The 20,982-nt window shown below is 36.0% G+C and carries 16 protein-coding genes; 3 read left to right on the top strand and 13 right to left on the bottom strand.

Annotated elements, in window-relative coordinates; genetic code table 11:
• Positions 1 to 245 precede the first annotated feature (245 nt).
• The 4 genes from murJ to NSQ74_RS00090 all read right to left on the bottom strand — a co-directional run bounded on the left by murJ (position 246) and on the right by NSQ74_RS00090 (position 6,592).
• Positions 246 to 1,778: a murein biosynthesis integral membrane protein MurJ gene (murJ, locus tag NSQ74_RS00075; protein WP_340820906.1), complete on the bottom strand. Its 1,533-nt coding sequence runs from the start codon at positions 1,776 to 1,778 to the stop codon at positions 246 to 248.
• Positions 1,775 to 2,875 (bottom strand): glycosyltransferase, encoded by a 1,101-nt coding sequence (locus NSQ74_RS00080; protein WP_340820907.1) that lies wholly within the window; start codon positions 2,873 to 2,875, stop codon positions 1,775 to 1,777. The genes murJ and NSQ74_RS00080 overlap by 4 nt, the downstream gene beginning before the upstream one ends.
• Positions 2,872 to 4,017, bottom strand: coding sequence for a polysaccharide pyruvyl transferase family protein (locus NSQ74_RS00085; protein WP_340820908.1), 1,146 nt, complete (start codon positions 4,015 to 4,017; stop codon positions 2,872 to 2,874). The genes NSQ74_RS00080 and NSQ74_RS00085 overlap by 4 nt, the downstream gene beginning before the upstream one ends.
• A 310-nt stretch (positions 4,018 to 4,327) precedes the next feature.
• Positions 4,328 to 6,592, bottom strand: coding sequence for an S-layer homology domain-containing protein (locus NSQ74_RS00090; RefSeq protein ID WP_340820910.1), 2,265 nt, complete (start codon positions 6,590 to 6,592; stop codon positions 4,328 to 4,330).
• Positions 6,593 to 6,826: 234 nt separating this feature from the next.
• Here NSQ74_RS00090 and NSQ74_RS00095 point away from each other — a divergent pair, with 234 nt between their 5' ends.
• A complete protein-coding gene (locus NSQ74_RS00095) occupies positions 6,827 to 8,722 on the top strand; it encodes an S-layer homology domain-containing protein (RefSeq protein ID WP_340820911.1) in 1,896 nt (631 codons plus the stop codon).
• 123 nt (positions 8,723 to 8,845) lie between these two features.
• Entirely contained in the window at positions 8,846 to 9,148 is a 303-nt protein-coding gene (locus NSQ74_RS00100) for a hypothetical protein (protein ID WP_340820912.1), read from the top strand.
• A 213-nt stretch (positions 9,149 to 9,361) separates the two neighbouring features.
• On the opposite strand, the gene NSQ74_RS00105 is transcribed toward NSQ74_RS00100, so the two are convergent.
• The gene (locus tag NSQ74_RS00105) at positions 9,362 to 10,642 is read right to left on the bottom strand and encodes an oligosaccharide repeat unit polymerase (RefSeq protein WP_340820913.1); all 1,281 of its coding nucleotides are present in this window, start codon (positions 10,640 to 10,642) and stop codon (positions 9,362 to 9,364) included.
• Positions 10,643 to 10,917: 275 nt separating this feature from the next.
• Between NSQ74_RS00105 and NSQ74_RS00110 the strand changes: the two genes are divergently transcribed.
• Complete coding sequence (locus NSQ74_RS00110; RefSeq protein WP_340820914.1) at positions 10,918 to 12,843, top strand: S-layer homology domain-containing protein; 1,926 nt, start codon at positions 10,918 to 10,920, stop codon at positions 12,841 to 12,843.
• A 98-nt stretch (positions 12,844 to 12,941) separates the two neighbouring features.
• Here the strand turns inward: NSQ74_RS00110 and NSQ74_RS00115 are convergent, their stop codons facing one another.
• The 8 genes from NSQ74_RS00115 to NSQ74_RS00150 all read right to left on the bottom strand — a co-directional run bounded on the left by NSQ74_RS00115 (position 12,942) and on the right by NSQ74_RS00150 (position 20,956).
• A complete protein-coding gene (locus tag NSQ74_RS00115) occupies positions 12,942 to 14,837 on the bottom strand; it encodes an N-acetylmuramoyl-L-alanine amidase (RefSeq protein ID WP_340820915.1) in 1,896 nt (631 codons plus the stop codon).
• A gap of 242 nt (positions 14,838 to 15,079) precedes the next feature.
• On the bottom strand, positions 15,080 to 16,024 hold the full coding sequence (locus tag NSQ74_RS00120) for a C40 family peptidase (protein ID WP_340820916.1): 945 nt from the start codon (positions 16,022 to 16,024) through the stop codon (positions 15,080 to 15,082).
• Positions 16,025 to 16,453: 429 nt separating this feature from the next.
• Positions 16,454 to 16,690: a helix-turn-helix domain-containing protein gene (locus NSQ74_RS00125; protein WP_340820917.1), complete on the bottom strand. Its 237-nt coding sequence runs from the start codon at positions 16,688 to 16,690 to the stop codon at positions 16,454 to 16,456.
• A 6-nt stretch (positions 16,691 to 16,696) separates the two neighbouring features.
• On the bottom strand, positions 16,697 to 16,858 hold the full coding sequence (locus tag NSQ74_RS00130; RefSeq protein ID WP_340820918.1) for a YvrJ family protein: 162 nt from the start codon (positions 16,856 to 16,858) through the stop codon (positions 16,697 to 16,699).
• Positions 16,839 to 17,486, bottom strand: a complete 648-nt coding sequence (locus NSQ74_RS00135; RefSeq protein WP_340820919.1) for a sigma factor-like helix-turn-helix DNA-binding protein — start codon at positions 17,484 to 17,486, stop codon at positions 16,839 to 16,841. Before NSQ74_RS00135 ends, NSQ74_RS00130 begins: the two co-directional genes overlap by 20 nt.
• Positions 17,487 to 17,884: 398 nt before the next feature.
• Positions 17,885 to 19,534, bottom strand: coding sequence for a M20/M25/M40 family metallo-hydrolase (locus NSQ74_RS00140; protein WP_340820920.1), 1,650 nt, complete (start codon positions 19,532 to 19,534; stop codon positions 17,885 to 17,887).
• A 29-nt stretch (positions 19,535 to 19,563) separates the two neighbouring features.
• Entirely contained in the window at positions 19,564 to 20,286 is a 723-nt protein-coding gene (locus NSQ74_RS00145; RefSeq protein ID WP_340820921.1) for an amino acid ABC transporter ATP-binding protein, read from the bottom strand.
• Positions 20,261 to 20,956, bottom strand: coding sequence for an amino acid ABC transporter permease (locus NSQ74_RS00150; protein WP_340820922.1), 696 nt, complete (start codon positions 20,954 to 20,956; stop codon positions 20,261 to 20,263). The genes NSQ74_RS00145 and NSQ74_RS00150 overlap by 26 nt, the downstream gene beginning before the upstream one ends.
• Positions 20,957 to 20,982: the final 26 nt, after the last annotated feature.

Consider the following 20,982-nt stretch of genomic DNA (forward strand, 5'->3'; position numbering starts at 1 on the left):
AATATGATGTTTGGTACTTTTCTTGCCTTTTGAAAATAAATACAATCGATTAATAGATTTAACCCAATCATCATTAAAACCCTTTACAAATGTACTTTCACAGGCTTTAAATACAATATAAAAAGCATGCCGGAAGTATTTTCGGCATGCTTTTTAAAAAATAATCTGTCTAAAATAAGCATATTTTTAATAAATAAAAAATGGTAATTTTTATTATCTGACTGTTTACACAGCCTTATCATTTTTTATTGTTTTAATAACTTCTTTTTTAGTTTATCTATATATTCTTTTACTTCAGTAATGCCAAATACTAAGTAAGAGCCAACAAAGACAGCGATAAAAATAGCTAGTCCTACAATGAATGTTAGCCACTTGTATTCAAACACTAAATAATGGCTTGAGAAATACATAACTATTGTAATGATAATCATTGGCGGCATCGCTCTGAAAAAATGCAGCTCTTTGCTGAATATACCCATTTTTAAGTCATACTTAGGTATCGCATAAATAACTAACATAATATAGTTTGTAATGGAACTAATTAATGTACCCCAAGCAATTGCTTCAGCACCGTAATTGTCCACCATTAGCATAATGACGGCAATATTGACACCAAAGACATTAATTAAGCTGAAAATAACTGGTGCTATCGAGTCGCCTTTTGCATAGTAAAAACGCGTAATGTACGTATTCGCAGCTAAGAAATACATGGATAATACGAATATTGCTAAGACAGGTGCTGTAATGGCAGTCGAGTCAGCATTGAATTTACCATATTGGAATATAACTTGTATAAGGTTTTCTGAGTAGAAGTAAGAATATATTGTTACTGGTATAAGTAGCAACAATAGATAATGTAAACCTTTTGAATACAGGTTCTTAATAGAAGCAAGGTCATTGTTGGCTTCTTTTTGGCTCAGAATTGGATAAATTACCGTTGTAACAGCTGTAATTAAAATAGCTTGCGGGAATTGCATCAGCTTGGAAGAATAGTTCACAGCTGCAACTGCCCCTTCTGAAAGCATTCCTGCAAATACACGCTGTAATAATGCATAAAGTTGAATCGTCGCTCCTCCGAGCATAATTGGTAAAACCATAAGCCAAAGTTGCTTTGAGGACATATTCTGTTCAAATGAAAACCCAACTTTATGGGAATCTAATTTACGATAGCCGACTATTAAGAAATACACCATAATCGCCGCACTAGCTAAAGCACTAATACCGTACCCAATTGGTCCTATCCAAAGAGATAATCCAACAGCAATTACTAAGAAAATGGCGTTGTAAATTAAAATGGCAAAGCTTGATAAGTGAAATTTTTCATTCACATTCAGTAAGCCGCTATACCAAGAAGATAAAACAAGTAATATAGATGACGGCATCATCCAGAAATACAAGTTTTTTAATAAGCCTAATTCACCTGGAGTATAATCATTCGTATTTTTATCTTGGTTAAATATGTCCATAATTGGGTTTGTAAAAGCTAACAAGATGACAGTCATAATGGTAACTGTTAACAATACAATCGTAAAGGACTGTTTTACAAATAATGCTCGGTCTGTCGTTTCCCGATTATAAATCGAGATAACGGCCGTTGTAAAAGCCCCACCTACTACTAAATATAAAAAATTCGGAATGGTATAAGCTGTGAAGATGCTATCTGCAATATGTGTACTACCATATTGGTAACCGATAATCATTTCACGTAAAAAGCCGAATACACGGGCAACGATATTAATGATCGCAACGGCCCCTACAACTTTTATAAATTTATTCATAAGTCATCCCTACCTTTAATGGCCGACTTATAAATGGCAATACATCTTGCTGTTATATTTTTTTCATCGTGAACGTCTAATACTTTTTCGACCGCTTCACGATTCATATATTGTTCTTTCGGGGTGTTCACTGCACGCAGCATCTCCTCAGATAAAGCGATTGCGTCTTCAGGCTCCACTAAATGCCCTGCACCTTCACCAAGTAGTGATACGAGGCCACCTACTTTAGAAGCGATAACAGGTGTGTCTGTCGCTAATGCCTCTAATGCTACAAGTCCGAATCCTTCTAAATGTGATGGTAAAACGAAGACATCACTTGCCTGGAACCACTTTACAAGTTCCTGTTGTTTTAGTGGGTCTATAAATTTGACGTCTTCACTGAAGAATGGTTGCAAAGATTGGAAAAATCCCTCATCTCTTCTAGAACCTACAATAATTAGCTCTATAGGACGCTCCACTTTCGTTTTTAACATTTGGAATGCCTGCAGTAACTCTTCAACACCCTTTTGCTTAATGACATTTCCTACAAATAGAAAAACAAAAGGCTCTTTGGCTAATTGCAATTGTTGACGTACTTCTGCTTGTCTACCTTGTGAAAATACTTCACGATTCACGCCCATGCTAACTACTGAGATTTTGTCGGGAGCTATATCAAAGTCTTGCTCAATTTGTTGTGCTAACACAGGACCTACTGCAATGACATGCTCACTTTCACGTAAAATACTCGCTGTCCAGTTGCGAATTCTCGCACTTTTCTTTGCCATACGTTCAATGTCTCCACCATGAGCAGTAACAATGTACGGTATACGAAACATTTTCTTTAAAAGTAGCGATAACATCCCTGAAGGAAACACATAGTGCGCATGTGTGATATCGATTGATTTTCGATTTTTCAAACCCTTCATTAAAGTAGAAAATCCCCATTTAGCATATTTTACAATGGTATTTTTCTTGCCTGTAGCTGGGTTTGTATTCACTGCTATTTCAACGTCTAGTCCAGCTTTTTCAAGAGCTGTAACTTGATTTTTTACAAAAATACCGAATGATAAATGTTCAGATGTTGGATACATATTACTAATGACGAGTATTTTTTTCATAGACGTGTCACTGCCTTTTTCATTAATTCCTGACCATACATGGCCTCTTTATGAATATGTGTAGCAATTTGTTTCGTCTCTGCAATTGACTGTTCCCAATTGCTACTTAGTTTACCAACTAATTTAGAAAGAGCATTCTCATCATCTTCTATATCCTGCATCTGTAAGCAACGATCTGATGCACCAACAAAGGACATAAAATCTTGTACTTTTGTATGATAGGATACAGCAATAATGGGAGTCTCTGAATTGGTCGCCAAAATAAGCGAATGTAAACGCGTACCAATTATTATATCTTGCTCTCCTGTAACTTCTAATAAACGCTCAGGCACAAGATTTCCCTCAATTATTTCTGTATGTGCACGATGCTGCATTTTCTTCTGAATATCTTGTGTCACTGTTACATCTTGAGGAAATTTCGTTGCAAAAAATGTAATGTGAGCATTTTGCTCAGAGATTACTTGATCTAAATTTTTCGCCATACCTGTTACATATGCATCGTATTTTGCTACATTACCTTCCGGCCAATAGTTTGCATTATAATATGGAACGGCCGAAACACCAATTTTCCTTGGCTTTTCAGCATAATCTTTGCGATCACCTTTTAACGTAAATGCAGGATCACCTATCACTTCAATCGGTTTCTTGACACCGATACTTTGTAATAGTTTTTTAGACTGAGGATCACGAACAGAGATATTTGCTGCATAACGACACATAATACGAATACTAATTTTACCAGAAATTGTATCTAGTGGTCCTGCGCCACATCCGTAAATAATGTAGGGAATATTACTTTGTTTTGCCATCATTGCGTATGTTCCATAAAGATGAGCCTCACGTTTATAAAAATCCATTAAAATACCACCGCCACCAATGATGAGGAGGTCAAAGTTCGATACATACTGTTTGTTATTTTTATACGTATGGATAAACGTTTTATATAGATTGCCCTTTTTATAATACAATGGATAGCTATGTACCCCATAACGCTCGGATGTTTGTTTTGTGTTATTGCTAAAAACGGTAATGTCGTCACTCGTTACCGAAAATGTTTGTTTTACTTGTTGAAGAATGCCGTATAATATTGATTCATCACCATTATTATCATTGCCGTAATTCCCCACAATGCCTATTTTCATTAAAAAACATCCTTTTACTTTTTAATACAGAGATTATACCACAATTGCACTTATTCGTTCTTTTTAAAAATAGTAAAAAAAAAGGGAGCCTCGAATATCTACGAGATTCTCCCTGTTTCTAGCGTCTTATAGCCATTATTCATAGCATAAAACAGCAGAAAAGTACTACTTCATTTTTTACTGTCTTTATCACAAGTCCACTCACTAGCTGAATCAAGTTAAAAGCCCCGGCGAGGTCACAGTTTTAAGAGGTGCTTTTCGAGCAGGCTCGAAAAAATCTGGACGCTATTATGCCGAGGCTTGAAATCTTTTACTTATTAATCGTTCTGTAAAGGAACAGACCAAAGTGTGCTCGACTGATTGCTTCGTTCGGTTTATAAATGTTACCGTCGTAGCCAGTCGTAATGTTGTTAGCTGCTAGTTGTTGCACATAAGTGTAAGCCCAATGATCTTTTGGAACATCTTTAAATGCAATACTACTTGTTCCTTTTAATTTATATGCAATTGCCACAATTTTCGCCATCTGCGCTCGTGTCAATGTTGCACTCGGGTCAAAAGTATTGTCTTCACGTCCACTCATAATACCCGCTTCTACAACAGCTGCAATTTCCTTATAGTATATGTGATTTGCCTGAATATCTTTGAAGCTTGGGTTTTTCACATTTTTTGTATCTAAATCTAATGCTCGGCTAATAATGACTGCTGCATGTGCACGTGTTAGCTTGTCATTCGGTCTAAATGTACCATCAGCCTGACCTGTAATAATATTGTGAGTTGTTAAATATTCAATCTCTTTATAGTAGACATAATTATTTGGAATGTCCTTAAACAACGCTGGTTTCGCTACAGTAACTGTAGCTGCTACACTCTTCGTTCCTAAAGTAGCGATTACCTTACCAGTTGCCCCTGGATTTTGCGCTGTAAACTTACCATCGCTCGTAACTGTACCTATATTACCTTCTACAGACCATTTCACTTGAGATGGATTATAAACAATAGGCTTACCTGCGTCGTCTTTAGCATCAATCGTAAAGCTAACAGATTCACCTGCACCTACCGTTTTAGAGCTTGGTGCAACAGCCATTGTTGTAGGGGCATCTACAACCTTGACTTGGTATGATTGCACAGCAGCGCCGTCATAGCCGATGTAGATTCGGTCATCCCCAGCTTGCGTTGCTGTATAGTTCAAGCCATTAATTTGTAAATTTTGGTTTTGAGATGCTAACGATAAATGACCATCTAGTGGTAGTGTCGTATAGTTATCATCTAAAACGTATTGAACAGCTACACTCGACGAAGCACCTACTAATAATGTAGCGTAGTTTGTACTATTCGTAAATTTAATATGTGTTGCCTTGCCAGTTGGTGCCGTACTTACTGCTTGTAGTGTGGCAGATACAAGACGCTGCGTATTACCTGAGTTGGATGGCAAATTCGCTAATACAACATTATTACTGCCGTAGTTTCGAACAGCCATTGTCGTAGAGCCACCGCCATCTAAGTTAATAGCTCTGTCGACACCAAGTGCCACTAAATAATTAGCAAGCTGCACCATATTCATGCCCTTACTATGGCTTTGACGACCATCTACTGTAATGAAATGCACTGTTTGTCCATTATTACTTGTAGCTACTACTGTACGTGGTGCAACTTCTTTTGCACGTGAGCTTGAAGTGCTCATCATAATATAAGGTTTACCATCCTTAACTAAATAAGGACCGCTCGCCAATATAAATTGTGCATTTTGCCAAAGCTGATCAATTGAAAAATTAACACTCATTTCATCACCAACAGCTACTTGGCTTAATTTATTGTGCCATTCACCGCCCTGTAAAGATACAACAAAGCCTGTAGATGGGATCGTTAATTTTTCTTTCGATCCATAAGGCTTAATTTGTGTTACCTTACCAGTTAACGTTTGTCCAAATGTGTTTTCTGTTATCGGTGAACCAGTGTCTACCACTATTTCAAAACCGTATTCATTTGTATCTGTTGTTTTACTATAAAACTGTGGTGTGTAAATAATAGCTTCATATATATTACGTACACGATTTAAGCCTGACATTTCATAATTCGTTCCGTTATGGGAAAGTGTCACGTCAAAATCAAAATAATCAATAACACCGCGACCATCAGATGTCATCCCAAATGCCGTCGGAACATTCATATATTGGTCGGAACCGCTGGAAACTGTTCCACCGTTCAAAATAACATTATTTTTAGCTAGTAAAAATAATGGATAACCTTCTGACATATTAAAAAAACTTGCATTAATAGCACCAACTACTCTATTTCCCTCACGAGAAAGACGATTCGCATTTGCTACTGTCGATTCTTTTCCATTGACTGCTGCGGGCATCCCTAATTGTACTTCTGTCGTCGGATCTCCAACATTAATCGATAAATGATTAATAGAGTTTGTATAGGTATTACTGTATGTATATTGTTTATACTGTACACCTTTTGAAAGTGGGTAATCCTTCTTTACTGTTTGAAATGCGTAGGCATTTAGTGGACTAACAACGATCGACATCATTACAACTAAAATCAGTAAAATTTTTGCTATTCTTTTCATTTTTTCGCGCTCCTCAGGAAATGTAGAGCCCTCACCTTCCCTTCTTTGTTTTACTTCTATAAGATTATCAAAAATATGCCAAAATAGCTATGGAACATTTAAGCTATTTTCCATTTACATATAATTGGTAAAAAAACTATTTATATTGACGCATTTTAAGAGAATACTTATATTTGACCTTATCGCGACTCTCTAACTTTGGTAAAATGATGTTAAAGTTTAGGAGGGAAAAAAATGAAAAAACTATCAATCATTGCATTGGTTATGGCAGTAGTTAGCTTGCTCTTTTGGCAACCCCAAATGGCCTCTGCTGATGAACTTTCAGGGCATGCCCATGAAAATGGTCTGCGCTACTTAATTTCGAAAAACGCTTTAGTAACGAATGCTAACGGCAGTTATCGACCAAATGACAATGTCACACGTGGAGAATTTGCTTCTTATTTAGCAAAGGTAATGAATCTCGAAGCAAATAACGGTATGGCATTTACAGATGTTCCAGATACATATGTGTATGCAAAGGAAATTCAATTGGCTGCTACAGCTGGAATTATAACAGGATACACAGACGGTTCATTTAAACCTGATGCCGCCATTTCAAGACAGCATATGGCAATTATGCTGGAGAGAGCTATTGATTATTTAAAGATTCCTAAAGGTACTTCATCCATTACATTTAAAGATAATGCATCCATTATTAAAGAATACCGCTCTGCCGTAGCAATCGGTGCTCATTTAGGAATCATTATCGGTTCTGATGGCTACTTTATGCCTGAAAAAAATGCAACAATTGGACAAGCTGCAACGTTTATTCAACGTTTAATGCTGCTTGCAGGTGATGCTGATGCTGACTTCTCTACTTATGCGATTAAAGAAATTTCAAATGGTACACTAGTCGGCAATCAAGGCTTCACAAGCTTCGAAGCTGCTGATAAAGCATTAACAAAAAATACGCAAGTTATCGTCCAAAAAGATAAAATTGTAAAAATGACTTCTGGCTATGTTGTGACGAATAATTATGTTGCCCTTTATTCTGAAACGATTAAAGATCAAATCGCTGTTGCTGGTAATACAGAAATGGAATATATCAGCAGTGATGCAGCTCAAGTGAAAGTTCGATTAGCTGGTCAAGTTGGCTATTTAAAACAAGCGGATGTAACGTTAATTCCCTTTTCATTAAGTAAGGGACGTTCTTACTATTCAAACGAAAATGGCGAAATTAAACATACACTATACGATTACGCAACAAATAAATATTCTTCAAGCTATGTTTACGGAAAAGCACCTGCCTTCATGAAGCAGGGTGAAAAATACTATAGCTGGAATGGTATTTACTTCACAAATGGGAATGGCTCTTCTAAAGGGGAAGCTTATAACTATTATCAATTTTTACCTGCTCGTGCAACAACACAATATACAGCAGAAGAAATCGATGCTTACATTATGAATAAGCTTGCGGAAATGGAAAGTACAGGTATTACACTTTATAAAGATGCCACAACGAAAAGTAAGCTCATCGGCTTAGGACAAACGTTAAAAGAGGTTGAGGCAAATTCACATATTAACGCAATGTTAATTTTGTCACTTGCTCAGCATGAAAGTGCTTATGGTATGAGTGACCATGCACAAAACTTAAACAACCTATTTGGTTTATATGTTTATGACACTAACCCACTTAATAAAAAATTCGACAGTGTAGCTGCTAATATTAACGAACTTGTTGATAAGTTCCTACAACCAAACTACATTACACCAGGTGGTGCCCCTGGGAAAAACTATGCAAACGGTGCAGTAGTTGGTTCGAAAGCACTTGGCTTTAACGTAAAATATGCATCTGACCCGTACTGGGGAGCTAAAATCGCTGGACACTACTATCGTGCTGAAAAAGCGTTAGGTTTTAAAGATGCAAAAAATCCTTATACAATCGGCCTAACAACAACTACAGGTTTAAATGTACGTACAGACACTTCTACTAGCAATAGCCCTCTCTTCACATATGCTAGAAGTGGTATGCCTGTCATTGTTATCAATACAAACATTAATGGCTGGCATGAAGTACTATCTGATAAGCTCCACCCAGGTTCAGCTTACATTAGTAAAGACTATATTCAGTTTATAGATACAGTGAAATAAAAAAAAGGACCCTCCACTTTATTGGAGGGTCCCTTTTTATTCCCTACAACACAGCGTTGTGCAGCCGGGGTTTCGCGTTGAATGTCTTAGGGATTCCGCGGTAGATTACCTTTATTCCGCGGTATGGCGGAGGAATTCCGCGATTCACTACCTTTTTTCCGCGGTATAGCGGAGGAATTCCACGATTCATTACCTTTATTCCGCGGTATGGCGTGGGAATTCCGCGATTCATTACCTTTATTCCGCGGTATGGCGGAGGAATTTCGCGGTTCATTACCTTTTTTCCGCGGTATGGCGGAGGAATTCCGCGGTTCATTACCTTTTTTCCGCGGTATGGCGGAGAAATTCCGCGATTCACTACCTTTTTTCCGCGGTATAGCGGAGGAATCCCCCGATTCAAGACCTTTTTCCCGCGGTATGTCCTAGGAATTCCGCGATTCACTACCTTTTTTCCGCGTTATAGCGGAGGAATTCCGCGATTCATTACCTTTTTTCTGCGATATAGCGGAAGAATTCCGCAATTCATTACCTTTTTTCCGCGATATAGCGGAGGAATCCCCCGATTCACTTCGGGCTTCCCACATGCATGGTTTGCAAGCGATATAAAAGAGCTGCCCTATTGAGGACAGCCCTTTACTGTTAGTATCGAAGTTTTCTTTGCTCTGTTTTTATAATTGCTGACGCAATTACTACAAAACCTAACATTAAAATAAAGATTAAATCAAGTAAGCCTGTGTGCATCGACACTGTAAACAATGTAATGACAAATGCGTATGCTACTGAGTGGAAGCTACGGATGCCACCTTGTTTTACTTTATTATAAATTAATGAAATTAATACACCATATAGTAAGAAGCCAATCGCTACAAGTGCATAGCCACCATCTAGGAATAATTGTCCGATAAAGGTAGGCGTTGTTGTTCTTGTTGGACGTGTAATATATTTACCTTCTTCCACGCTCAATGAGTTTACAACTTCCGTTACCTTCATACGAGGTGAAATTTGCTCACCAGGAAGAACCGTATTAAAGATACCTTTATGAATTTCGCCTTTTAAGTAGCCCTCTTCTTGCGTGTATTCGATAATTTTACTTAATACGATATGACCTGTAACACTTTCACCATTTATTGAACGCATCCATTTAGGTGTTAAATTTACTTTTTGTTCAACTGTTAACAGTTTTTCTTTTTCTGTTTCTGTCAATTCAACATCGGGTTGATCGCGATTATTGAATTCTTTAGTTGTATCTTCTGTCACCACTCGTAAGAAACCAAACATCGAGAATGCAACACCGATTACAAATAACGCTGTCAGGAACCAAGTTAATTTCACACGTTTCACAACATAGTGGAAAATAATAATTCCAGTAAATAGCATAATAATTAATGGTGTACGATAGCCCATTAATAGGAACAAGAACATAACAACAGCAAAAATCGTGCCGTATACTAATGCCTTTTTCCATGTCATATGCTTTTCTAAAATCATTTTGTAAGATAATAACAGTAAAATTCCGTACCATAATAATTGGCTAAAGAAGTTTAGTTTTGGATCGAGATTACGACGATTAGATTCATCAGAAATTCCTAAACCTCCACCAAAAATCATCATTAAATAAGAAGCTAAACCGATTATTGTTAGTAACACAACAATGTGAATAATATATTTTCCTAAGAACGATAACCCGAATGATGGGATTGTCCATTGTAATTTATCAATAATATAAACACCGATATAATAGCAAATAAGTGCTACTAGTACCGCTGGCAAAATTGATACTCGAACATTAAATAATTCAAATCGATGGAAATCGAATAGACTTGTAAAGAAATATAGCACTAATATAAAAGGTAAAAAGAAATACGGTGAAAACGTATCAATCTTATTGACCTTTGTGAAAACTTGCTTCAGTTTATTCATACATGTAATACATCTAAATAGATGTTATTGCCCTCCTCTATCATGAATCAATAGTTGTTGTTCACTATTACATTCTTTAGTTTTCCCTACAAAAACAAAGGTTATTATATCATAAATACGGATAGACTTATAGAAAGTATTCTATGGATTTTACATAAAAAAGCTCAAAAATTTCATTTTCACCTAAATCTCTACGATTCAGTCATTATTTGGGTGTATGATGAAAATAAGTAATACCATTTTTGAGAAAAAAACAAAACAAGGATGTGGATTTATTGAAGAGATTCATTTCACTAATTACTTTCTGTGCTTGTACGCTTGTTGTATTCCTATTACCGACACAAGCCCAAGCTACAACTCAAAGAATCGGCATCGTTTTCTCTGAAAGTAGTGAGAAATATGCCAACTCCACACACCCTGGTGGTACATATGAGGGACAAACAGTATCTCCAAAGGTCGATTATAGCTCTACATACAACAAGGAGCTAAAAGCTTTCCTTTTATATCAGCAACAGGGCTTCAATGTAGAGAAAATTTACGAAAAGGACTTAAATAGTTTAGAAAGTTTAAGCCAATATGATGCAATCGTCTTTCCTTATACGGTCATGATGAATCATCTACAACGCGAAAATGTCAAAATGTACGTACGCAACGGTGGCGGTGCTATTTTTGCGTTCCAAACAGCTCGTAACGAATCCGCAAAATTTCCAAAGGCTGGTCAAATGGATCTCTCCCCATTAATCTATGATGTCGACTCTTGGGTCATGGAGTGGGATAACCTATCAGAAGTTTTCAACTCACGCTTTATCGACGATATAGTATTGGGTAACGCAACAATTAGCAATAGTAATTCAGTACATTCAATTATCCAAAACGCGACTAATGAGCTCGGCAAAAGCAAATTAAATCTTACAAAATCTGATCAAGAGTGGGTTGAAATCATTAAACCTTGGCAAGGTGGCTCCGCCTCACCGCTATTATATTTCTCGAATTACGATTATACTGACAAGCCACAAACAATGAAGAAAAATGAATTTGGAGCAGCACATGCCATTCAATACGGCAAAGGTAGAGTCGTACAAATCGGATTCAAAATTTATGATTACATTACTATTAATGCCAAAGCAAATTGGCAAGATAACGAAAACGGTGTTGCTTACTCTACAACACAAGGCGACTTAGACGCTCAAGTATTTATGAAGCACGCTTTACGTTGGGTTGCCGAAAATCACAATGGTGATGTGCCACGTCGCTATAATCTTTCGCTATACTCTGACAGTGTGCAAAGTTATGTAGCGCCGTCTGGTAAATTCGTCTTCTACTCCACAGTAACGGTAAAGAACAATGGCAATGTGCCAGCTCGTGGTACGTTAAAAGTAGAGATTCTTGATGCGAACGATCAGGTTGTCGGTAAAGGGCATGATCGTTATTTACCAGGTCTTGCTGCCGATGCGACAACAACTAATGCTGACCGCAAAGATATTAGTACCCACTCGGAAAAATATCAAATTTTCATGCCCGGAAATTTAGCCGCTGGAACATATACGATACGTACTTCCTTCATAGAAGGTCGCGATGATCGTAAAAATGTTGACGAAAAATTTGCAACCATTGCAGAAATTAAAACGCTCACACGTACAAAAGGTTCCAACAAGGCTTCTATTGAGGTTGCCCCATTCTTTCAAGATATATTAGCAACAAACGGAGCTTATTATGATATTAAAAACTTACATGCATTAGGTATTGTGAAAGGGAGTAATGGCAAATTCAACCCTCAAGGCACACTCACACGAATACAAGCTACTGAAATGGTATTACGTGCACTTGGTATCACCCCTTCAAGCTCAGCTACCTTGAACGCCAACGATATGAAAGCTGGTGATTATGGCTATGCAGTCCTAGCTACAGGCGTTCGCTATGGAATAATTTCTTTAGAAGATGGCAAAATTAACGCCCATCAACCGATGACGCGTGCCGCAATGGCACATGCACTTGTAAAGGGCTTTAAGCTTCAAGGCTATACTAAACATACATTCATCGATGTCCCTACATCTCATGTCTATTTTAAAGATATCCAGGCTCTCTATGCACTAGATATTACTACAGGCTATGCAGATCAAACATTTAAACCAAACAACACGGTAACTCGTCAAAACTTTGCCCAATTTGTTAATCGCACACTTCACGCGAACGCTAAATAACTTTTGGATGGCGCTAATAGATTATCTGGAATCTCACTTTTCATCCAATAAAAAAAGAGCTACGTCGTTCTAAATAGAAACGATGTAGCTCTTTATTTTTATTGTTTAGCGTAGTATTGTGAAATCCCTTTATAAATAGCTTCAGCAAATAATTCGATATATTGATCATCTGTCATTTTGCCGCGGTCTTCACTATTTGTAAGGAAACCTAGCTCTACTAGAATCGCTGGAATTAATGTGTTGCGAATAACATAATATTGTTGCTCTTTAACACCGCGATTTTTCATGTTTAAGTTATTAACAATTTGGTTATTTACAAAAGTAGCTAGATCAATATCTTCTTGATACATATCTCCAGTTGTCACAGCATAATATGTTTCAGTACCTTGTGCAGAGGTGCTAGTTGCTGAGTTGACATGTATACTAACAAAGATTTCGCCATAGTTTGCATCGGTAAAGTCAACACGGTCTTGCAACGAAGGATATGTGTCACCTGTTCGTGTCATTAACACTTTTGCTCCAGCTGCTTCAAGTTTCTGTTTTACAAGTGTGCTAACTTTTAAAGTAATAGCCTTTTCTGAATTGGAACCTACTACAGCTCCTGGATCTTTACCACCATGACCAGGGTCAAGAATGATAATACGATTTTTCAGTCCATTACCACTTTGGTTTAATAGTTTTAAATAAGATTTATGCACATAGCCCGTTTGTCCATCAAAAGTAATTTGAGCCCAATAGCCACTAATGCTATTAACATGCACATAGTCGCCCTTATTTAATTTACCTAATACTGTAGAAGTTGAGTTCGCTTCTTTGCGCACATTTAGACTACCAACAGTTGCACGACCTAGTAAGTCTCCTGCAACTGGCGGAGGAGTTGGATCTGGTTTTGAAGGTTGTTCTACTTCCACATCCTCTGTGCTATTTGCAACAATATATCCTGGCAAGCCATTTACTACTGTTAAATAATAGCCATTAACCGTTTTGTAGACAGGCAGTTTGACATTACTATTAATTGTTGAAATTGTTTTAGAAGACGAACTAGCCTTCACGTAGAGATTGATACCTTGTGTTGTTTTAACTTCTTTTTGAATATTCCCTAATGCATTACCGTCCGCATCTAAAAACTGTGCGTACGTTTTATAAATATAAGCAAATGCACCTTTATATGTTACTTTTAACCAGTCACCTTCAACTGCATAGACTGATAGTTTTCCACCTTTATCGACTGTACCTACTATGTTCGAACTAGATACCGAGTCTTTTGATTTACGAATATTCAAGCCATCTGTTGTCACTTGAATTAAACCAATAACCTGTGTTGTATCTGGAACAGTAACACCTTTTACAGGTAGCTCTAAACGATATTTTTCACTTTTTGCACGAGCAACAAATAATGCGAACTGCGCACGTGTCACTTGGCTATTTGGATTATAATTTTGACCGCTTCCCTTTGTAATACCATTATAGTAAATCGTATTTACATATTGAACGTAAGGATGTGTAATACCTACATCAACAAAGGGAGAATCCATATTTTCGTATTCACTTGCATCAAGCTTAAATGCCTTTGTTAATACATAACTCATTTCATCACGAGTTAAAGGCTTGTTCGGTAAAAACTGTCCAGTTGTATTTGTTTTAAAGTAACCTAACTGTATGGCACGTTCAACGTAACCCGAAAGCTCGGTACCAACCGTTACATCTGAAAAGTTAGATTTATTGACAACTAATGGTCTGTTACCAGAAGCAACAACAGCCATTTTTGCAACTTGTCCGCGCGTTACGCTATTATAAGGCTTATAATACGTTTTACCATTTTCCGTATACCCTTTTATAACACCTAAACTAATTAAATAATTGATCTCTTCATAAGCTTCATGCTTTGGGGTAACATCTTCAAAACCACCACTTGCATTTGCACTATGTATCGTAAACATAGAAGCTGAAATGAATAAGACGCATAATATAAGACTGATTTTTTTAAAGTACAATGTCTTATTTCCTCCCTTCATGTTCTCGTGTTATTGTGTCCATTTTAACAAAAATTCACATATAAAACTATCATAGATTGTAACTATTCGACATTTTTTTATATCACCCCATTTCATATGGATTCATAAAAAGAAGAGAGCCTGCAAGTGCAAACTCTCCCCATTTATACATTATTTAAAAGAACTTCCATGCATTGCTTCACTTCAAACGTAGCCCTTGTCCGAAGCGAAGTAGAAATTGATTACTTATTCACTTGCTTAGCACGCTCGATAAATGTTTCAAGTTGAGAAATTTTTAACATTTCATCATAACCGAAATTACCGTTATCTTTACCTGCTGTAATACCGTTTGATGCTAGTATTGAAATATATTCTGTTGCCCAATAATTTTCAGGAACATCTGCAAATGTCACCACATCACCTTTATGCTCAAGACCAAAAGCTACTACTAAAACTTTTGCAATTTGTGCACGAGTCATTGGAGAAGAAGGATTAAATTTGCCGTGATCATCACCTGTAAAAATACCTAACTTCGCTACTGCAGCAATTGCACCAGCATGTGCATAAGTAGGTTTTACGTCAGCAAATGATGTATTTTTATCTGTTGTATCTAAGTTTAAAGCTTTTGCTATTTGTACAGCAACTTCTGCACGTGAAGCATATACTGTAAAGTCAATTGCAGCGTCCTTAACTTCAGCAGTCGCTACTTTTGTCACTTCAGCTTGTTGTTCAGCGTCAAAATCCGCTACGCGTTTTGCTCCAACGTAACGAGAACTCCAATAATATGGATCGTTTACACTAGAATAGCTAACACCTTTACCTGTTTGAGAGTGAATCATTTTACCATCACCTATGTATATCGCTACATGTGAGATACCACTACCACTCGTGTTAAAGAAAAGTAAGTCGCCAATTTTTAGGTCACTCTTCGCAACCGCTGTACCTTGCTGATATTGTGAGCTTGATGTACGGTTCAATTTAATGCCTAAATCATTGAAGACTTTAGAAGTAAAGCCAGAGCAATCTAATCCACTAGTAGTTGTACCACCATAAGCATAAGGAATACCTAAATATTTCGTCGCTGTTTCAGTAACTTCATTTGCAGTTGCCGCTTCAGCGTTATCTATTTGAATTGTTGAAAATAACATAAAAGATGCAAAAATCGGTAATAACCATTTTTTCTTCATAAGTTTGTTATACCCCTCTCAAGGAACTTTTTTGCCTATACATAGACTATCACAAATGATGGTATTTTAATTTTTCAATTGTGTAACGGTTTTAAAAGTAAAAAAAAAGCTGATATACCAACGTTTTGTGGTTTACCAACGCTAAAATATGGGTATTAATTAATGGGTATTCCGGCTTTTTGTAACATTCCTGTAATATTAGCCACGCTTTGTTACAATAGAGCGTGCTTTAAAGTGCCAGGCACTCAAACAATTTTCAACAATTTTAGGGGGCACTCGGATTTAAACCGAGGACAAACTGGTTCATTACCACTTGGCTATACCACCACGATTTTATTTATTGAATATGCATACAACTGTTTAGAACTAAAACGATCAAAAATTTTTACCCATTTGACCGCTTTAGAACTAATTGTAATCATCCTAATTTTATTGGCCATTATATCGTTTCTTCAAATCCCAGAATCCTGGGACGGAATTGACATCATATTTTCTTATAGTATGGATGAGTTTAATAAGTAAATCCTGACGTAAATCCTCTCTAAAATGTGGATGCGTTTGATAAAGGCACTGTTTCAAGATAGGCTCAAAATAATTTATTACAGTTAATAAAGCTTTATCGTCATGTTTCGATTTTTTTACTAGGGCAATTAATTCTTGTGACATCTCCCTTCAGTCCCTTCTTGAATTTTTAATACGTTCCGATAACTTATGAATACTTAGTTCAAGGTTTTCTAATTTCTTTTCAAATCTAATAAATAGATATACTGTTATTGCAATCGGAAAGCCAAAATTTCCGATTATCATAATCCAATCAGTTGGTTCTGTTATCATCAGAAATCCCCCTTTTTTCCCCATTCTTCTTTTGCCTTTCAATGTAAATCAGCATATTTTCCAAAGCTTTCTTATGGGTTTTAGAGACAGCTTGCTGCGTTTTATTTAATCTTCGTCCAATTTCCGTATCGCTTAATCCTTCTGCATAAGCTAGACTAATGATCTCCTTTTGCTTTTTAGTCAACGAATTTAATGCATCATACAATATTGGGTTTATTACATATTCATGTAAATCATTATTTAAAATTATCCCACTAAAATGGTCTTCTGCTTGTTCGTCCGCTACTAAATCGAGAAATGTTCCTTGTCCTTCACTAGTATTAATGGTGGCATCTAAAGTAAGAGAAAATCTGGATTGTATAAGCCTCAATCTTTTGTCGAAATTAATTGAATTAAACTTTAGAGTTGAAGAAATATGAGAAATAAAGCGGATTTTGAAATAGAAATGTTTAAATAATATATCTAATTCTTTCATATTCTCTGGAGTAGGGTTTGATATTGTTTCCATGTACTTTTCTTTGTTAGTTGGTATTTTCAAAAAAGAAATTACCAAATCATTTTTTAATAGCTGTCGATTTTCACATTCAAATTTTTCAATTCTATCTTCATCCCATTTATTTTCCAACACTCAAAGCACTCCTTTGTAAGAAGCATACATTCACTTCCTAATAATAAATAGAGCATATGTTCTTATTTTAGGTAAAAAAAAAGAGTGTACGTTCTTTTTTCAAAAATAAACTATTTGCACTTAACCTAGTTTCCCCATCTAATAATTATTTTAACGTTTTACTCGTTAACATAGATTATTTACACAATTTCTTTTAGAAGCACATAGTCATTCTTCATCCCCCCTATTCTTATAGTATATAGAATAAATAATCTTGAAAATCACAACCTTTATGTGCCAGGCACTCAAACAATTTTCACACAATTTAATAAGACTATAGACAAACTTGAAATTGTTCGAGTTTGTCTATAGTCTTAGGGCTCTTCTAAATGCAATATCAACGGTTATAACTGTAGACATTAATCAAGTAGCTTATCTATTACGTGTTTCGTTAAATTAGGCATAATTTCCATTGTATATTTTAATTCAGTTCTTTCGTATCTGTTATGTGCATCATAACCATACGGTCCAATATTAATTGCTGGAATATTTAAATCCCTAATAGTATTATAATCGACAAAATGTTTTGTTCCCCAACTTGGATTATTGTTAATAACGGATTGAATGCTATCTTCATCGTCATTTATCGCTACACAGCTCATGTCACAAATATAAGGAAAATAATTTCTTTGTACAATTGGCTTATTATAATGTGGTTGAACTTTTTCGATAGCATGATCTAAAGCTATTAGTAGATTTTTTTCTTTTTGATCTTTTCCAGTCACCTCTACGCGTGGTGAATAAAGTGAGGAATAAAAAATAATAATAGCAGGGCTCTTATCCTTTGCCCATTTCCATGTTTCTTCTACGACTCTCGCAGAAAACATACGTACATCTAATTCTTTATTTTCTAGTAAGTCTTCTTTAAATTTCTTCATATGCTCTTTATAACGTTCACCAGATTGTGAAATAATCGATTGCTCTAGTTCTTCATAAAATACCACCCTCGTTTCCCAAGGCAATTTTGTATATTCCTGTTCACTAATTTCACAATATCTCTTATAGTGACTATTTAAATTATTAACTACATTATTAAAGGCAATTTCTGCTTGATTTTTTAGCTTTTCAAGAACATCTTTAGGCGACCATGATTGAACAAAGAAATTATAATATACATATGAAGCAAGTGCTGTTTGAACAGTATACGTTTCTTTAAAATCTGTTTGCTTCAACGTTACTGGTGGCATAGGCGTTTCGCCTAATGATTTATCGCATAGCTCAGGATTATATGCAATTTGTCTAGTTAACTCTGCTGCGATATAGTTAGGATCAAGTCCTTCAAAGCTAGATCCCACATGACTTTCAGCTCCAGTTATATAAAATGAAGGAAGTAGCTTCCCGACACTACCTTTATAAATATATCTATTTTCATCGCCTTCATACCTAGGAGCTACAAAATCAGAGTTTATTAACGCCTCATATTCAAATCCATACGCTTCTCTCAGTTTTTTTAAATCATTTAAACCTGACAATACCCCGTGCGAGCTATCTTCCTCATCACACTCAGCAAAAAATACAATATTTCCTTTTAATTCTTCAGGATGCTCTGAATAATAATTTAATAGATAGTAATTACTTGCCACACCGCTTTTCATATCTAATGTTCCTCTGCCAAATAACCATTCATTGGATTCTAAATGCTCCTTAACTAACGGAGGAACCTTTTCGTTTTTTAATGCTTCTTGAAGATGATTCGGAAAACATGCTTTCTCTTTCAAGCTATTATAATCATCTATTCCAACCGTATCGGTATGGCCCATTAATACGACTGTTTTAGCGCTACTTTCTTTTGTCCCTCTTACAAAAGCAAATACGTTATATCGCTCAATCTCATCATCGACCGTTTGTGAAGTAAACACATAGTCTGGATTTTTTTGAAAGTAAGGAAGGTTAGCAATTGTTTTAGCAAGTGATTTTGAAATATCAATTTCGCCTTCGGTATTTACGATACTTTCAATATTTACAAGATCATTTGTCACTTTTAATACTTCTTCATACGTTTTCAACATAAATAACAACCCCTAACTTAAGTGAATGATTATAAAACTTGCTGTAAAAACTTCGCTGTTCTCTCTTCCTTCGGCGTTTTAAAAAATTCTGAAGGAGGGCCTTCTTCAATTATTTTTCCATCAGCTAACATAATTACTCTATCCGCAACCTCTCTTGCAAAGCCCATTTCATGCGTTACAATGACCATTGTCATACCATCTCTTGCTAAACTTTTCATTGTTTCTAATACTTCGCCAACTAATTCAGGATCTAGCGCCGATGTTGGTTCATCAAACAGCATAACGTTTGGGTTCATCGCAAGTGCTCTTGCAATAGCAACCCGTTGCTTTTGTCCTCCAGATAACTGCTCAGGATAGTAGTTAGCTTTATCAGCAAGCCCAACTCTCGTTAATAATTCCATTGCTTTTTTATTCGCTTCCTCTTTACTTTGCTTTTTCACCTGTATGGGTGCTTCAGTTATGTTTTGTAAAACGCTTAAATGCGGAAATAAATTGAAGTGTTGAAATACCATACCCATATTTTCTCTGACTTTATTTAAGTTTGTTTTTTCGATATCAATAATCTCATCGTTAATACTTATAGTACCCTCATCTAATAACTCTAAAAAATTCATACAACGTAACAACGTACTTTTTCCCGAACCACTTGCTCCAATTAAAACAACTACTTCTGATTTATTGATCTCAAGGTTAATGTCTTTTAAAACTTTTAATTTACCAAATGATTTAGAAAGCGACTTCAACTTTATCATGCTTTTTCTCCTTTCCAACATCCATTCTGCTTTCCAGTTTATTGAACAACAGTGTGAATATTAGAACTAAAATCAAGTAATATACGCCTACGACAAAGTAGGTTTCTAAAGGCATGTAGTTATACGCTTGGGCAGATAATGCATGGTTAAATAATTCTGAAACGGCGATATAGGCTACTAAAGAAGAGTCTTTTAATCCAATAATGAATTGATTAGCCAATGAAGGTATAGCTCGCTTAAAGCTCTGTGGTAAAATAATTCGTCTCATTGTTTTAAAATACGTCATACCTAATGAGCGGCCAGCTTCCATTTGTCCTTTATCGATTGATTGAATCGATCCTCGAAAGATTTCTGCAATATAGGCACCAGAATGAATACCAAGTGCAATAGCACCTGCTGCAAAATCGGAAAGAACAAAAATACTAGAAATACCGTAGTATAGGAACATAAGTTGTACGATAAGTGGCATACCCCGAATAATAAAAATATAAGCGTTTGCTATCTTCTCTAATATCTTGATATTCGAAACTTTGAAGAAGGCAAAAATTAGACCAATAACACAAGCAATTAATAAAGAAACTACTGTTAACTCAACTGTCAAAATAGTTGCTTTTAAAAATTCAATGCCATGTTTTTGGAATATCGATGCTATATTCGTTAAAAACTCCATATAAATCACCTAACCTCTTTAAGTGT

The sequence above is a fragment of the Lysinibacillus sp. FSL W8-0992 genome (genome assembly GCF_038008685.1).
Lineage (GTDB): Bacteria > Bacillota > Bacilli > Bacillales_A > Planococcaceae > Lysinibacillus.

Bases quoted from the DNA above. Each gene is read 5' to 3' on its own strand.
- murJ (WP_340820906.1), bottom strand. From the start codon at position 1,778: ATGAATAAATTTATAAAAGTTGTAGGGGCCGTTGCGATCATTAATATC.
- NSQ74_RS00090 (WP_340820910.1), bottom strand. From the start codon at position 6,592: ATGAAAAGAATAGCAAAAATTTTACTGATTTTAGTTGTAATGATGTCG.
- NSQ74_RS00120 (WP_340820916.1), bottom strand. From the start codon at position 16,024: ATGAAGAAAAAATGGTTATTACCGATTTTTGCATCTTTTATGTTATTT.
- NSQ74_RS00080 (WP_340820907.1), bottom strand. From the start codon at position 2,875: ATGAAAAAAATACTCGTCATTAGTAATATGTATCCAACATCTGAACAT.
- NSQ74_RS00105 (WP_340820913.1), bottom strand. From the start codon at position 10,642: ATGAATAAACTGAAGCAAGTTTTCACAAAGGTCAATAAGATTGATACG.
- NSQ74_RS00145 (WP_340820921.1), bottom strand. From the start codon at position 20,286: ATGATAAAGTTGAAGTCGCTTTCTAAATCATTTGGTAAATTAAAAGTT.
- NSQ74_RS00140 (WP_340820920.1), bottom strand. From the start codon at position 19,534: ATGTTGAAAACGTATGAAGAAGTATTAAAAGTGACAAATGATCTTGTA.
- NSQ74_RS00130 (WP_340820918.1), bottom strand. From the start codon at position 16,858: ATGATAACAGAACCAACTGATTGGATTATGATAATCGGAAATTTTGGC.
- NSQ74_RS00085 (WP_340820908.1), bottom strand. From the start codon at position 4,017: ATGAAAATAGGCATTGTGGGGAATTACGGCAATGATAATAATGGTGAT.
- NSQ74_RS00095 (WP_340820911.1), top strand. From the start codon at position 6,827: ATGAAAAAACTATCAATCATTGCATTGGTTATGGCAGTAGTTAGCTTG.
- NSQ74_RS00150 (WP_340820922.1), bottom strand. From the start codon at position 20,956: ATGGAGTTTTTAACGAATATAGCATCGATATTCCAAAAACATGGCATT.
- NSQ74_RS00100 (WP_340820912.1), top strand. From the start codon at position 8,846: ATGGCGGAGGAATTCCGCGATTCACTACCTTTTTTCCGCGGTATAGCG.
- NSQ74_RS00125 (WP_340820917.1), bottom strand. From the start codon at position 16,690: ATGTCACAAGAATTAATTGCCCTAGTAAAAAAATCGAAACATGACGAT.